This is a genomic window from Flavobacterium amylolyticum (assembly GCF_048284335.1).
Lineage (GTDB): Bacteria > Bacteroidota > Bacteroidia > Flavobacteriales > Flavobacteriaceae > Flavobacterium.
In genome coordinates, this window is the sequence record NZ_JBLVPG010000002.1 from 615,162 (window position 1) to 630,920 (window position 15,759).

General features: G+C 32.3%; 10 protein-coding genes. 3 read left to right on the plus strand and 7 right to left on the minus strand.

Annotation, left to right across the window (positions count from 1 at the left end; all coding sequences use genetic code 11):
* The first annotated feature begins 7 nt into the window (after positions 1–7).
* Positions 8–1,192: an MFS transporter gene (locus tag ACNQF9_RS08855; RefSeq protein WP_417990062.1), complete on the plus strand. Its 1,185-nt coding sequence runs from the start codon at positions 8–10 to the stop codon at positions 1,190–1,192.
* Positions 1,193–1,462: 270 nt separating this feature from the next.
* Here ACNQF9_RS08855 and ACNQF9_RS08860 read toward each other — a convergent pair whose 3' ends face one another.
* From ACNQF9_RS08860 to ACNQF9_RS08875, 4 genes are all read right to left on the minus strand, one after another.
* Complete coding sequence (locus tag ACNQF9_RS08860) at positions 1,463–3,898, minus strand: TonB-dependent receptor domain-containing protein (RefSeq protein WP_417990219.1); 2,436 nt, start codon at positions 3,896–3,898, stop codon at positions 1,463–1,465.
* The gene (locus ACNQF9_RS08865) at positions 3,879–5,246 is read right to left on the minus strand and encodes an HTTM domain-containing protein (protein WP_417990063.1); all 1,368 of its coding nucleotides are present in this window, start codon (positions 5,244–5,246) and stop codon (positions 3,879–3,881) included. The genes ACNQF9_RS08860 and ACNQF9_RS08865 overlap by 20 nt, the downstream gene beginning before the upstream one ends.
* Positions 5,247–5,248: 2 nt before the next feature.
* Entirely contained in the window at positions 5,249–6,364 is a 1,116-nt protein-coding gene (locus ACNQF9_RS08870) for an imelysin family protein (protein ID WP_417990064.1), read from the minus strand.
* A gap of 72 nt (positions 6,365–6,436) precedes the next feature.
* On the minus strand, positions 6,437–7,666 hold the full coding sequence (locus ACNQF9_RS08875; RefSeq protein ID WP_417990065.1) for a DUF4856 domain-containing protein: 1,230 nt from the start codon (positions 7,664–7,666) through the stop codon (positions 6,437–6,439).
* Between the two features lie 159 nt (positions 7,667–7,825).
* Here ACNQF9_RS08875 and ACNQF9_RS08880 point away from each other — a divergent pair, with 159 nt between their 5' ends.
* Positions 7,826–8,992 (plus strand): imelysin family protein, encoded by a 1,167-nt coding sequence (locus tag ACNQF9_RS08880; RefSeq protein ID WP_417990066.1) that lies wholly within the window; start codon positions 7,826–7,828, stop codon positions 8,990–8,992.
* 66 nt (positions 8,993–9,058) lie between these two features.
* Positions 9,059–10,453 carry a di-heme oxidoreductase family protein gene (locus tag ACNQF9_RS08885; RefSeq protein WP_417990067.1) on the plus strand — a complete coding sequence of 465 codons (1,395 nt, stop codon included), beginning with the start codon at positions 9,059–9,061 and terminating at the stop codon, positions 10,451–10,453.
* Between the two features lie 679 nt (positions 10,454–11,132).
* Here the strand turns inward: ACNQF9_RS08885 and ACNQF9_RS08890 are convergent.
* From ACNQF9_RS08890 to ACNQF9_RS08900, 3 genes are all read right to left on the minus strand, one after another.
* Positions 11,133–12,827, minus strand: coding sequence for a hypothetical protein (locus tag ACNQF9_RS08890; protein ID WP_417990068.1), 1,695 nt, complete (start codon positions 12,825–12,827; stop codon positions 11,133–11,135).
* Complete coding sequence (locus tag ACNQF9_RS08895) at positions 12,773–13,789, minus strand: restriction endonuclease (RefSeq protein ID WP_417990069.1); 1,017 nt, start codon at positions 13,787–13,789, stop codon at positions 12,773–12,775. The genes ACNQF9_RS08890 and ACNQF9_RS08895 overlap by 55 nt, the downstream gene beginning before the upstream one ends.
* A 479-nt stretch (positions 13,790–14,268) precedes the next feature.
* Entirely contained in the window at positions 14,269–15,648 is a 1,380-nt protein-coding gene (locus tag ACNQF9_RS08900) for an exonuclease domain-containing protein (protein ID WP_417990070.1), read from the minus strand.
* Positions 15,649–15,759: the final 111 nt, after the last annotated feature.

A 15,759-nucleotide genomic window follows, 5' to 3' on the forward strand; every position in this document is an offset into this window, starting at 1 on the left:
AAGCCAAATGAAAACAAAAATAATCACACGAACCGTCTGGATACTATCTATAGTCAGTTTATTTACTGATGCAGCAAGTGAAATGCTGTACCCAATTATGCCAATTTATTTAAAAACAATCGGATTTTCTATTGTATTAATTGGTGTTTTGGAAGGTTTTGCAGAAGCTTTGGCAGGCTTAAGCAAAGGATATTTCGGGAAATTATCGGACAATTCCAGAAAACGTGTTCCGTTTGTTCAACTCGGTTATGCATTAAGCACTATTTCAAAACCAATGATGGCAGTTTTTACTTTTCCGCTTTGGATTTTCTTTGCGAGAGCTATAGACCGCTTCGGGAAAGGAATTCGCACAGGTGCAAGAGATGCTATTTTATCGGATGAGGCAACATCTGAGAACAAGGGCAAAATCTTTGGTTTTCATCGATCAATGGATACTTTTGGAGCAGTTATTGGGCCAGCATTGGCATTAGTGTATCTATACTTTTATCCACAGGATTACAAAACACTTTTTTATGTCGCTTTTATTCCTGGTCTACTAGCTGTATTGGCTTCCTTTTTTTTGAAAGACAAAACGAAAGACCATCCAATAGAAACAAAACCGACACCTTTTTTCTCCTTTCTAAATTATTGGAAAACAAGTCCGTTACAATATCGAAAATTAGTAATCGGGTTACTTGTATTTACATTATTTAACAGTTCTGATATTTTCTTGTTATTAAAAGCAAAACAGGCAGGGCTAAGTGATACAGCAGTAATTGGAGTTTATATTTTTTACAATTTGGTTTATGCACTTTGCGCATTTCCAATAGGAATTTTTGCAGACAAAATAGGATTAAAGAAAATGTTTGTTTTTGGGCTTTCTTTGTTTGGAATCGTATATTTTGGGATGGCTTTCAGTACTAATATTTATACTATTGCAATGCTGTTCTTTACTTATGGAGTTTATGCAGCGGCAACCGAGGGGATTTCCAAAGCTTGGATTAGTACAATTTCCGACAGAAAAGATACGGCAACAGCAATCGGAACTTATTCAGGTTTTCAAAGTCTTTGTACAATGTTAGCGAGTTCATTAGCAGGATTAATTTGGTATCAATTTGGTGCAAATGCCACATTTAAAATTACTGGAATAGCAACAGTTTTTATTAGCATTTACTTCTCATTTTTTGTGGAAAATAATAAAAACAAAAATTAAATCGCATAAAGAAAGTAAAAAAGCCTCGTTTATTCCAAAATTTTAGGACATTAAGCGAGGTTCATTTTTGATTTGATTTTTTTGTCAAATTATTTATAAATGTTAAATTTTATAAGGTTCTTGATGTGAGTTGATTCTATTTTATTACACAACTTCTTGGATTAAAGATCAATTTCGATGTGGATTTAGCATTTCAAGACTTTTTTAATTAAAAAAGGAAAACAGGTAAAAAATGCTGATTGGATTCTCAATCAGCATTTTTTTTAAACATTAAAAAACAAACTCAAGCGTAGTATAAAAAGTTCTAGTATCAGATGGTATTATTCCGGGACCGGGATAACCAGTCGCTCTTCTTGTAAAATAACTATTGTTTGTAAAATTAGTAATCCCAGCTTCCAGTTTCCATTTTTTCCATTTGTAGGAAGTTGAAAAATCAGCGACGTAATAAGCAGGAATTTGACCAAAAATGCCATACGTATTGTCATTTGCATCTGTTTTACTGTTGTTTGCTTCCGTAAATTGAGAAGATACATAGGTAAATTGTACACTCGAAATAAAATTCTTGTATCCAATTCCTGTTCCCGTTTTTATGTTGTAAAGCGGTACGAATTCAACTTTATTCCCTTCAATATTTGGTGCGTCCGATTTTAAATATTCCGAATCTGTAATAGCGATATTGGAGAATACATTCCAAACAAAGTTCTCTTTTTCTTTGAAAAAAGTTTTATTCAAACTCCAATCAAACATCGTTTCGAAACCATAAGTCACGGCAGTTCCAATATTATCTCGGAATCTTACAATTGCCGCTGAACCATTGGGGTTTCTGGTTTCATATTCGCCTATTTTGTCATCATAATACAATCCATATATACTGGCATCAAATGTTACTTTATCTCCTAATTGTCCGCGTACTCCGATATCTGATGTATAGCCTTTTTCGTCCGTAATATTTTCATCAATCACCTGGCTTGGACTTACAGTTCTGATGTCATTGAACGTTACCGACCGATAATTTTGTGAAACATTTCCATAAAATTCTATTCTATTCAATGGTTTATAGCTTAATCCAACCCCTAACAAAACAAAGTTTCTGTCTTTTATATTATTCTCAAACTTGGTTTCATCTAAAATCACATTTCCAGCCAAATCCAGATTTATTTTTCGATAAGAACCTTCTGCCTGTGTTTTTATTTTTTCGAATCTAAAACCTGGTGTTACAGAAAAATTAGAAGTTATTTTGAAAATATTCTCTCCAAAAACCGATACATTTAAGTTGGGATACGTATAATTAGATTGGTTGGCATAAAAAGGAAATTCTGCATCAGCAACATTAAAATTGGCATCACTGCCCGAGGTTCCCGGACCTTGAACTCCTGAATTTTTGGATTGATAATATTTGACTCCAATTAAAAAAGCACTGGTATTTTCTTTTATTTTGTACCGTTTTAAAAATCGTGCTTCTGCTCCCCAATTAAAAAATTCCCCAATTATTAAATCTCTTTCCGTACCTACTCCATCAGGATTTGAAACCCTATTAGAACGATATCCAACTGCTTTTCGACTTGCATCTAAACCAAATAATTGCAATGAAAAATCGGTATTTGCAGTAAATTTATGTTTTAATCGCAATGCAAATAAATTCCAGTTTACTGCAAACCAGTTTCGGGTTCTATTGCTTTGTGTTGGATCTTCATTAAACATCACATCAGTTAATCCGCCAGCTTGTTGGGCTAAATAATTAAAATAAGTATAATCAAAATGCAATGATGTTTTTTCGTTGAACTGATAATTTAAATTCCCAAAATAATTTTTGCTTTCAAATTCAGAATTGGGTCTAAAACCATTTCCTTGTTTGTAATTATAAAAGGTGTAATAACTGAATTTACCTTTTGTACCGCTTAATGAGGTAAAATTGGTAAACAAACCATAAGAGCCAAAAGTGTTTCTCGATGCGAATTCAAATGGTTTTTGGCTTGGTGTTTTTAGTTTAAAATTGACTAACCCTCCAAATTGAGTTCCGTATTGCAATGATGCTGCACCGCGAACTACCTGAATTTCTTCGAGGGCTTCAGTGGGTGTAGCATAATAACTTTCAGGATAACCTAGAACATCTGCACTTATATCATAACCATTTTGACGGGTATTAAAATTGGATGTTCGGTTTGGATCTAATCCTCGTCCACCAATACTTAATTGTAAACCACCATCAGAACTCTCGTTGATTGTTAATCCTACAACTTGAGCAAATATTTGACGTGCATTATTGGTTGCTTTATTTGCCGTAATTTTATTTAACGAGATTACTTCGGTTTTTTTTCCAGCATAAATGGCAGTTTCATCAATATCTTTTAATTTATTGAGTGCAAATATTTTTTCTTTTTGTTTATTGATAACTACTTCCGAAAGGTTAGTGACTTTATCCAAAACAATAACAATGCTTTCATCGGATGTTGCAACTGTTTTTTCTAAAACCGCATAGTTTTCTTTGAAAAAAACAAGCTCATAATTCCCTGAAATGTCTAATTCTATTGAAAACTCTCCTTTAGAATTAGATAAATATTTAGTTCCGGAAGTTTTATTATATATTTCAACGGAAGCTAGTACTGTACCATTGCCAGATGTAGTCATTCCTGAAATTTTATATTGAGAAAAACTATTTATTGTAAAAAATAAAAGTAGAATACAACTAAAGTCCTTTAATTTCATCGTTAAAAGGTAATATCCAAGTTTTGTGATGGAATGTTTCATTTTCTTTGGCTAAATTTATTGTTGGATTGATATATTTTCGACTTAATCTTCCATTGAGAGCAACATAGCTTTCTACTCTAACTTCGGGGTCGTTAATGCCTTGTTTTTGATAATAATCGTGTAAAAAATGTGCATATTCCAACATAAAATCTGGTTGGAATGACATTTGCTTTTCCTGAAAAGTGGTTAAGAAATGACTGTTATTGATCACTATATATTCTTTAGTTTTAGCATCGGTAACACTAAATTGGGTATAACCAGCTTTTTCCATAAGCATCACGCGCCACGAAAACCGAAAACCTTCTTCTGTCCAAAATAATTCGTCTGGATACAATACATATCGAAAAGGAAACAGTAACTGAAAAGATAAAAAACAGGTTAAAAAGGCTATTTTAGTTTTATAAATCCCATTAAAATTCTGAATTTTTTCTTTTCCGTTCTCAAAAACAGTCATACTGAAATTGAATAATTTTGAAATAATTTGTAAACCCTTTTTATGAAAATCCGCATTAAAAAAGAGCAATGAACTTACAATCATTATATACGGAAAAACACCAATGGGGAATAAAATTTTAGTCAGAATATGAAAGACTACCACTAAAACAAAAGCAAATAAACGAGTTCTTTTATACAGTAATAAAAAAGGTATACTTAAATCATAAATCATTCCCGTCCAGCTAAATGCGTAGTGCACCCAATTTTCGTTTAATAACGAACCAATTAGAGGTAAATTTGAATTATTGGGTAACCAGATTTTGAGTGGCATCGCTTCAAAAAGCCAGTCGGAATTGAGTTTTGCCAAGCCAGCATAAAAATATACAATACCTAACAACAGTTTTAAAATATCAGTAGTCCATCTCGGGATTTTCTGATAGGCAATTCTAGGGTTTCTATACGCATCGAGAGAAAAATAGGCATTTGCAGGTAAAAAAATAAGTATAAAACTCACCACCGTAATAAAATAATAATGGTTCAGGTAAGTGGTTTTGTCCATAAATTCAATGTAAGTAAAACTCAGGAAAAAGGTAATTATCGATAATTTATATTTGTATCCTATTGCGACAAAAAAAGCTGCCAACCCTGAAACCAAAAACAATAAATACGTATAATTTCCTAGCGGTTTAACCCACTCAAAGCCATAATACGTGAAGTGAAATTGGGGTTGGATATAAAATTTATCAATCCAACCATAACTCACAAATCGGATAAGACTTAAAACCATCATAAAGCCAAACGCTAGCCTAAAAAAAGCTAGCGTTGATGCCTCTGAATATTTATTTAGATATTTTGTTATACTTAAACCCATAATTAATCGCCATCGCCATCTACATAATCAATAGTGATATTTAATGCTTGCATCATATCTAGTTTTGTATAGATTACATTTTGCTGCAAAGCATCATAAGCGGCAATCATTTTTGAATTATCAGTATTTACTTGCTGAGAAAAACTATTGTTAAGCGCATTGTTTACTGTATAGATAGTAGCAAATTGATTGTTTATAATATCACTTAACTTCTGATTGTTCCTAATAGCATTTAAAAAATCTAAATACGTTTTTAGACCTTCGCCAGTTGTAGTACTATTAAAATGTTTTCCATTAAAAAAATCTTGCTGTGCTTTTATTGAAACATTCAACAACTCTTTAGATATATCATTTTTATAATATCCTTCTACTTTTTCTGGAAATTTGGCACCACTTGAAAAAACACCTGCTGGAATTCCTAATTTACCCGTGCGAATATCTTTTTCAAGATTTTTTACAAATAAATTTGTTGTTTTATTCACTGAACTACTTACCGAAGTCCCATTATTAGCAATATAACTATTTCTAAAACTTGAATTCCAACTGATTACAACTGCATCAGCATTAGTTTTTAGTTTGTTAACAACAGATATTAAATACTGCTTGTAATTTGCAGCATTTGCATTTGTAGCATAGAAACCAACAAGTGACGCATTATTTGCACCCAATCCATTTACTAAATAATCCAATGCTGGAAAACCTTGTTTGTCAAATTGAGACAACAATTCCAGATTATAAGTTCCAGATGAAATATTTGATTCTATACCGATTGTATTTGTTGGATAAGTATTGGAAGCCATATTAAGATTAATCTCTTCCGCTTTACCCAAATTATACATTGATATATATTGATATGCTTTATAAGCCTCTAACCAAGAAGTTCTCAATATTTGAAGATTTGCCTCTGTTGGAGTTGCAACAAAAGTATTTGTGCTAGTTACCAATATTTGAACTTTCGCTTGATAATTTACATAACTTGGAATAATAATATTATCAGCCCAGTTTGTTAAAAGTGCTGTTCTATCGTAATTATCCCCGTCCGTATTATTTTCACCATCATTTGATGAGCAAGCTACAAATACGGCAACAAAACTTAAAACTAATAGTATCTTTTTCATATTCTTAAAAATTTAAGCAAAAGTACAAAAGCAAGAGAGTTAATTTCTCTTGCTTTGTTATTTTTTACTGAGTTAATTTACTGTAGTAGCTTGAGCAACTGTAAACCCAAATTTTGCTGCTATTTGTGTAGATATGGTATCTAATTTTGCTCCTAAAGTATCGATAGCCCACAAACCATTTGTTCCGCTTACCATAGAAGCTAACATTGCATCTACTTCTGATTTGGTAAAATAAGGACTATTTGTTCCTGGTTTATTTGTATATCGCAGCGACATAATAAATCCATAACCTTCAGACAAAGCGTGAAAAGCTTTTGCTCCCTTATCAGTTGCTAATTTACCTTTCCCTTCTTGCAAATAAAATACAGCTCTCACTGCTGAAACCATTGCTAGTTTTGATTTGATAATATCGATTTGAGCATCACGAACTTTATAATCATTAGCTACGATTGCTGCTCTACCTTTACGAAAAGCCAAGTCAATATCTGCTTTAAGAGTATTAAAATCAGTATCGGCATTAACTTGATTGATGTAACTGCTCCAGAATTTGAAAGTGTTTGGCGTAACAGTTAAATTATCCGCTCCATAGATATAGCCATAAGCTTCATCCCAGTTATGCTCCATTTCAGTATAACTCTTTCCTGTTAACAATACTTTGTTTGTATTGTCAACTTTATTAATACCGCCATCAAGCTTATTTAGACTTAAATAATTATTAGCTATTTGATCCATAAAGCAAGCCCCCATCATTCCTTTTAATAATACTTGTTGGGGCTCTAATCCATTTGCTGCAAATAAGCGCTTGCTTGTTCCATCTAGATAAACACCTGCAACACCCGCAGAAGCTGTTGCTCCTTGACTAGCAGCATCACCATTGTCAAATTGGGTTTCAAATAAATCACGAACACTTACTTGTTCAGCTATTGAACCACCACCAAGATATAATGAAAAATAATCTTTTGAAGCAGCCGTTTTATCTTTTAATTGTTTCCCTGAAACGTTTAAACCTGCTCCAGTATAACGGTTATTTACATTAGCATACATGTCTGATAGTACTGCGTCATCAGCGACAGTGCCGTTTGTTGCGGCTGTACTAAAATATTTCCCCATCTCATCAAGCATTAATAAGCGGCTCGATTGCCCAGAATAATCTACAGAAGTCACGGCATTTCTTTCGAATGTATAGGTTGCTGGAACAGTATAATTATACGTATCTTCAACTGTAGCATCGTCATTTGAACAAGATGCAAGCGCTAACAATAAAATTGGGAATGCGGAAAGAGATAATTTTTTAAAGTTCATTTCAGTTAATTTAGATTGAATTAAAATAATTTCTGCAAATATAAAACCTAAAATAGAACAAACAAATTTTTATTTAAATTTATTCTAAATAAAATTTGGCGATTTAATAAAAGTTTATATTTTTGCCTTAAGTTTATTCATTCTAAATAAAGCAAAACTATGAGAAAAATATTTTTAAAAGTTTCAATACTTTTAACAATGGGGGTTTTAATTACTTCTTGTAATACTAACGATGATTTTTCCAATAATTCTAATGTTACAAAAAAACAAGTTGTGGAAAATTATGCAAACATTGCTCACGCCAATTATCAAAAAGCGTATGATGATGCCGTAATACTAGAAACAGCAATAAATACATTTACAACATCACCAACTCAAGTCAATTTTGATAATGCTAAAAACAAATGGAAAGCTGCAAGAGAAAGTTATGGTACTACCGAAGCCTTTCGTTTTGCTGATGGACCAATTGATAATGCCGATGGACCAGAAGGATTATTAAATGCCTGGCCATTAGATGAAAATTATGTTGATTATGTTCAAGGGGCTACAAATGCTGGAATAATCAATGATTTGACAACATTCCCAACAATAAACAAATCTCTTTTAGAGCGTTTGAATGAACAAGGTGGAGAAAAAAATATCAGTGTTGGATATCACGCTATAGAATTTTTACTTTGGGGACAAGATTTGACAGCTCCTTCGGCAAATCAAGCTGGATTGAGAGCCTATACAGATTATGTTGTTGGGGGAACAAATTCAAATCAAACAAGAAGAGCAGCTTATTTGAAAGCATGCGCTGATTTATTGACCGATAATTTGGAGTATTTAGTAAACCAATGGAAAGTTGGAGGAACCTATAGATCTAAATTCCTTGCACTACCTGATGATGTCGCTATCAGAAATATTTATCTGGGGATAACTACACTTGTTTCTGCAGAATTACCAGTAGAGCGTATGGATGTTGCACTTGGAAATGCAGATCAAGAAGATGAACATTCTTGTTTTAGTGATAATACTCATAGAGATATTGCTTTGAATCTTCAAGGAGTAATCAACTTGTATAAAGGGAATTACGGAACTGTTGATGGAGCATCACTAGAAGATTTAATTAAACAAGCTAACACAAATGTATACAATAGCACAGATGTAGCATTAAATGCTGCCGTAACTAAAGTTAGTGCGATAGTAACACCTTTCGATTTAGCTATTTCTGGTGGTTTAACCTCTACAGAAGGTGCCAAAGTTAGAATGGCAGTTTTACAGCTGAAAGATTTTGGCTCTAATTTGCTTGCTGGTGCTGCGAAAATTGCTATCACTGTAAATTAATGAATTCATAAATTCAGATTTAATCAAAGTGTCCTTGTAACTGGACACTTTTTTCTATTTAACAAAATGAAGAACACTTGCAAAGGTCTCGCTTTTTTAATTTGCTTTCAACTTTTTAGTTGTGCTAATAATGACGATGAATATGTAGCATTAACACCCGAAGAGAGGGAACAATATTCTGGTGGAGAAACTACTATTTTTAATACTTCGGAAGAAGCTTTTGGCTTTTCTGCTCCCAATTTGACATTCGATGAACAATCCGATTTTGGTATTGGTAACTCCTTTTTTAGACAAAGTTGGGTTTCTGCACCCTCTTCTACAACTGCTAGAGATGGTTTGGGACCGTTTTTTAATGCAATAGCCTGTGCCAGTTGTCATTTTAAAGACGGAAGAGGAAGAGCTCCTCTATTTGATGGTGAACTTGGTCTCGGATTATTATTAAGATTAAGTATTCCTGGTACAAACAGCAATGGAGGTTCATTTCCCGATCCAATTTATGGAGGACAATTACAAGACAATGCCATTCTTGGTCAAACCGTAGAGGGGACATATGGGATTACTTATCAATCCATTACCGAAACTTTTGCAGACGGAACTACTGTAATCCTGCAAAAACCATTCTATCAAATCAATAATTTGGGTTATGGTTCATTGGCAAACAATGTACAAATTTCGCCAAGAGTAGCTAGCCAAATGATTGGTTTAGGATTATTGGAAGCAATTCCAGAAAGTACAATTTTAAGTTTTGTAACCAATAATAATAGAGATGGTATCTCAGGAAAAGCAAACTATGTTTATGATGTTGTTTCAAATAGTCAGAAGCTTGGTCGTTTTGGATGGAAAGCAAATCAACCAAATGTTCGTCAACAAGTTGCTGGTGCTTTCTTAGGAGATATGGGGATAACAACCAGTTTATTTCCTAATGAAGATGTACCAACTGGTGTTGTTGCTACGACAATTCCAAATGGTGGGACACCCGAAATTTCAGATTTAAATTTAAATCGAGTCGTTTTATATTCCAGTACATTAGCAGTTCCGGCACGGAGAAATTATTCCGATCAAAATGTTTTGAAAGGAAAAAAAACATTTGAAACTATAGGTTGTACCAATTGCCATATTCCTAAAATACAAACAGGAAATACGCACCCTATTGCAGCTTTACGTAATCAAACCATTCGTCCGTTTACGGATTTATTATTGCATGATATGGGAGAAGGATTAGCAGACAATACACCAGATTTCTTGGCTACTGGCAATGAATGGAGAACGCCTCCTTTATGGGGTATCGGACTTATTAAAACTGTAAATAATCATACCAATTTATTGCACGATGGTAGAGCAAAGAATGTTGAAGAAGCTATTCTATGGCACGGTGGCGAAGGTCAAAATGCCAAAAATAAATACAAACAACTTTCTGCAAAAGACAGAAATGATTTGTTGAGTTTTATAAATTCATTGTAATCTATTATCCTGATATAAGTCGATGTAATGGTCTTCTTATATCAGGAAAAAGCAGACATAGCTATTAAGTCATTATTAATTGAAACTCTAGCTAACTTAGGTCTTGAGGGTTTTATCAGCAAAAGTGTGCTTAGAGAGATCTATGTTCCCTACAAAGGCATCAATAAAACATACCTAACTATACTTGATATGCATATAAAAATATAACAATCCGTAAAAGCTTTAAAAATCTCTTTTATGGTCTCAAAATACCAAGCCAATACTTTAGATGTTGTTTTAGTATATTGTGGTCAATTAAGTTAAATTCGACGCAGATTCTAGGCACAGAAAACCAATCCAACATCCGCTGAAGCGTGTTTGATTGTTTTTTTGGTCATGATACAATAAAAATCCCATTGTCGCTTTATAACCCCATAAGTAAAGAAGGCACTCGTTACAAACGAGCGCCAGAGAGAGGTGAGGGCACTTGTGCCTAATCCCAAAACTTCGGGAAAGGAAAATACGTAAAAACCATCTTGATTTTACCGCACAAAAAAAGAAGCTCACTTGCCTCTTGAAATTCTCTCTCTAAACTTTACGATAACTTCATAGTTCCTGCCAGTGACCGCTTCTGTTCAATTGGAGTTTCATTGTTCGTGCTGCGCACGCAACGAACTCTAGCTGCTGGTGGCTGCTGTTTCTATTTAACCCAAGTTAAGGCTACTGATGCGTAAATAATCTTTGAACTTTCTGCTTTACCGTCAAAAAAATTAGTTGGTAAATTTTTTACTAATTCTTTAGCTTGTGTTTTTGGATTCAATTTCAAAATCTTTTGCAATTCAATTATTTTTTTGTTTTTATTTAATTGTTTTTTAAGTAAGATTTTTAAATTTTCATCCTTAAGTCCAATAATTTGAGAACCAATAACAGTAATATCTTTGTTTTCATCAATTATGTTAAGTAATAGTAAATCTCTATAATACTTACTATTAATGGAATAATCAGTTTCTCTCATTAATTTTATAACACTTGAAATATCTTTTAATGAACTTCGAGGAATTACATTATCGGATTTTAAAGATAATTGTGTTTTTGTACTTCGTCCTTTTTGTGGTTCCTTAATTTTTAGTTTAATATCTAATTTAGATTGTAAAAACCAACTTATTAGATTTAATGAATATGCTTCCCAGGTTTTATCTTTGAAATCTTGTTTAAATATTGACTTTAAAACAGTTGTTATATCATCTTTAGTGATTGAATTTAAATTCATTTTCTTCAATTCTAAATAAGGTGTGTAATTTTGGAATTTATGTGTAATGAATGTAATAAAACCATTTTCTGTGATTTCTATTTCTTTTTTTGCAACACTATAAAAATCATCATTTTTTTTAATTAGACCAAAATTCCTCAATTCTATTAAAATATTTTCAAGACTTGTTTTACCTATATTCTTTATATGTTTTTTTAGAATTGTTTCAATAGTTTGTGGTTTTACGGAATCTTTGAAAAGTAAAAAAACTTCTAAACATAATGTTACACGTTGTCTTATCAAATAACTTTCGCCAATAGTAGGGATAATGTTTGTAACTAAATAATCTCTAAATATGTCCCAATAAATATTGTAATTAACACCTGATTTAATTATTAATCGATTATTTAATAATGAATCTATTATTTTACTTTCAATAGATTCTCCAACTTCTGAAATTTCAAAAAATGCTCCTTCATATGCTTTTTGAGCAATTAATTTTAAACCATTTAATTCTTCAGATTCTATTCTTTCTTTATCCTTTTCAAATAAATCTATTATATTAAGATTTGATTCGATAAGTTTATCTTTTTTTAGTCCTCCTTGAATTTGCTCAAAAATATGAATACACAATTTTTTAGTAAGCCAAGGTAAACCTTGTGAACTTTCTTTAATCCTGTTTTTTATATCTTTATCAAGTTTTCCTATGGATTGTTCTAATTGTTTAATTATGCCGTCAATTTCCTTTTCACCAAAATCTTCAATTATAAATTCTCGTGATTGTTCTTTGGCTTGTTGCCAGTAATAATATGCTGGGTCATCATTTGGTATGAAAAATTCAGATTTCCAAGAAAAACCAACGATTAAATTTAGTTTTTTATCCGTGACATCACTTAAAAACTTGTAAAAGGACTTAAATAAATCTTGCTTTCTAAAAACATCTTCAAATTGATCAAAAATTAGCACTAGATATTTGTTTTCAGCTTTTAGTGATTGAAATAAATCTTCTATCGATTCTGATGATAGTAAATCTAAATTTGAAGTAAATTTGACTTGTTTGCTGAAAATAGTTTTTTTAATAAATTTTTTTTCTATTGATTTATTGATAAGTTTTTCAAATGATAAAGCAACAAAATTATCAGACAATGCGCTTCTCGTGTCAATAGCAAGTGTGAAAAATTATTTTTATAATATTTATTTTCACAACGTGATTTAATTTCGAGTAATAAAGAACTCTTTCCCCAACCTGATTTTCCATTTAAGTAAAAAATTCTCTTATGTGTTTTGTCAGTTTGAACTTCTTTAAAAAAATCTAAAATTTGTGTTCTAATAAAATCTCTCCCAACAAAATGATTTTTTGTAGAAGAAGCAGGTAAATAATCATACCAATATTCACTTTCTTGAACTTCTGATATAGTTTCAACAACGACCTCTTTTTTTATTAATTCATTTTTTTTTATAGGTTCAATAAAATTTGTTATTGCTTCTAGCTTACTTAACTCATCTATGCGCTTTACAATTAATTCTACAGTTTCTTTTTTTACTTCTAACGAATTATTATTAGCATTAACAACAATAAATTTTGTTGGAAATAAATTAGCTTCATCTACTAGATAGATTAAAAAATCACCAAAATGTGTAACTGCTAGTATTTTTTTAGAAATTGTAAATGAATTTAACTTTGATATTGGTTCAAAAATTTTATTTGCATCAGTAAGCATTTGAATAATATCAGATGGTTCAAAAAAAGTTAAATTTTTATATTTAATTTTTTTTCTGATTTCACTTAATAGTGCACCAGCTTGATATTCTAATTCTTGTGTTCTAAAAAAATATCCATAATCAGCTTCTTGAAATTCAACGTTAAAACAGAATTTACTTAATTCATCAGAACTAACTTTTTCCTTTGCTTTGCATTCTACATAAAGAATTTCATCTTTATGTTTGTGTTTAGCAATTAAGTCAATTTCCATTCCTGAAAAGTTTATATTTCCTCTAATATCATATTGATGAATTGCAAGTAAATTTCTAATAAGCGTCTCAAAACAATTTCCTTTAGCTTTATTTGAAGAACCTTCCTCAAGTATGATTTTTATTTCTGTTTTCATTTACAAGAATTTTCTTTGTTGAGCGTTTTACTTACAGTTGCCACCACCTTTTATATATGCGAAACAAACTTCGTGTATACACCCAAATTAAGAAAAATTAACGAAGGTTTGTCTCGCTTTATCGCTTTTCAAATATATAACTTTTATTACATTATTGTAATTTAATGGAGATAATTTCCTTAATTTTTGCTAAAAATGGGAAAGTTTTCTTGATTCATTTTACACTAGCGGTTGAGTGATTTTAGTTATTATTTATCTATTTTGTTATTTGTTTTAAAATGTTGTATTTCATACTTTTTAGCTTGATAGACAACTGTTATAATCTAGCATGTCATTCCTTTTATTTCTTCGTATTGAGTATGATAATTTAGTGATAGTTTGAAAAAAAATATTTGTAGAATGGGTTTCCTATCGGAAAGTCAAACATTTTCTTTTACCACTGCTTAATGAAAATATTTAGATGTAATTGTGATGTATTCTTATTCATTTTCGTTCTGTTTAAACAGCACTTTACTGGGATGTTTCTCTGCATACGCAAGAATTAAATCGACACTGTATTGATTACTTTTATAAGGGGTTACATGATCTTTTATTTCAGAGGGCTCCGTAAATCCTATATCCGAAGCGATATATCCCATCCCATAGAAGTGCCCTTTTTCAACCCAAATGCAACTGCGTTCTTCAGCAGATCTGCCTTTGTCTATAATGGCAAAGCTGGGTCTGTTTTTTACTAAAAAATCAATAGCATTTTCGACTTGTTCGTTGTGTTGTTCCACTTCAGGTAAATCGCTTCGGTTTGGTTGTGGAGTAAATTCTCCGTGGTCGTCCATGCCGTAGTTGCAAAATCGGTTATCAATGCCAAATTGTTTGGCTAGACCTTGCAATACATTGATGCCTTTGTACAAACTATTAAAAGATTCTATACTCGCTTGAAATTTACCTAATTTGCCAATGGCTAAATACCGATAGCCGCTGCGGGCTTCATACTCATACAATCCATATTTAGAGTCAAAACGTTTGAGTGCTCTGTTGTAGGCGGGCCACAACTTCTTGATTTCATTACATTCGAGCAGTAGTGCCATCAATTCTGTGGCACAAACTTCAAAGGAAATGGCATGTATGTCCCTTAAGAAATTTTGTCTTTGAGGTGTGATATTATGGCCACTGAAATGCGAGGCTACCCTTTTTTTTAAATTGATTGCCTTACCTAAGTAAATGACTTTTCTTGTCTGATCGTAAAAATAATAGACTCCTGCTTTATCCGGTAACTGCTCAAAGTCAGTAGGTGGTAAGTTAGGAGGTAAACGCTGATCTTGAGAAGTCTTTTTTATCATTTTTTCGATTACCCCTTCCACATCCCATTCCAGTAAACGGGAAAATAAAATTGCGGTAGCATCTGCATCACCACCAGCACGGTGCTGGTTGGTCAAAGGTATGTCTAACGAATTGCAAAGTCTGCCTAAACTGTACGAGGCCAGTCCCGACTTAATCTTTCTGGCTGCTCGAACAGTGCATAATTTTGGCGCAGTCCATTTGAAACCGCTGGCTTCGAGTTGGTGGCGCACAAAGGAGTAATCAAAGTTTACATTATGGGCCACGAAAACACGTCCGGAAAGCATTTCTAAAACCTTTTCAGAAATGTCATCAAAAATGGGTGCGTCCCGAACCATTTCATTGTTAATGCCCGTTAGTGAAAAAATGGCTAGTGGAATTTCTTTTTCTGGATTGACAAGCGTTTCCCAACGGTCGATGATGCAAGTTCCGTTATGGATGATAATGGCAATTTCTGTAATGCGGCTACCACTAGCATTCCCGCCTGTGGTTTCTATGTCTACTATTGCGTATTGCTGATTTTTCATGTGGTATATATTATAACTCTTCTTTTGTGTTACTACAAAAGAATCAAAAAGTATTCCCGAGTTTTTAATGTTTTTTTTAGGTATTGGTGAATCTTCGCTTTTATGGCTGGT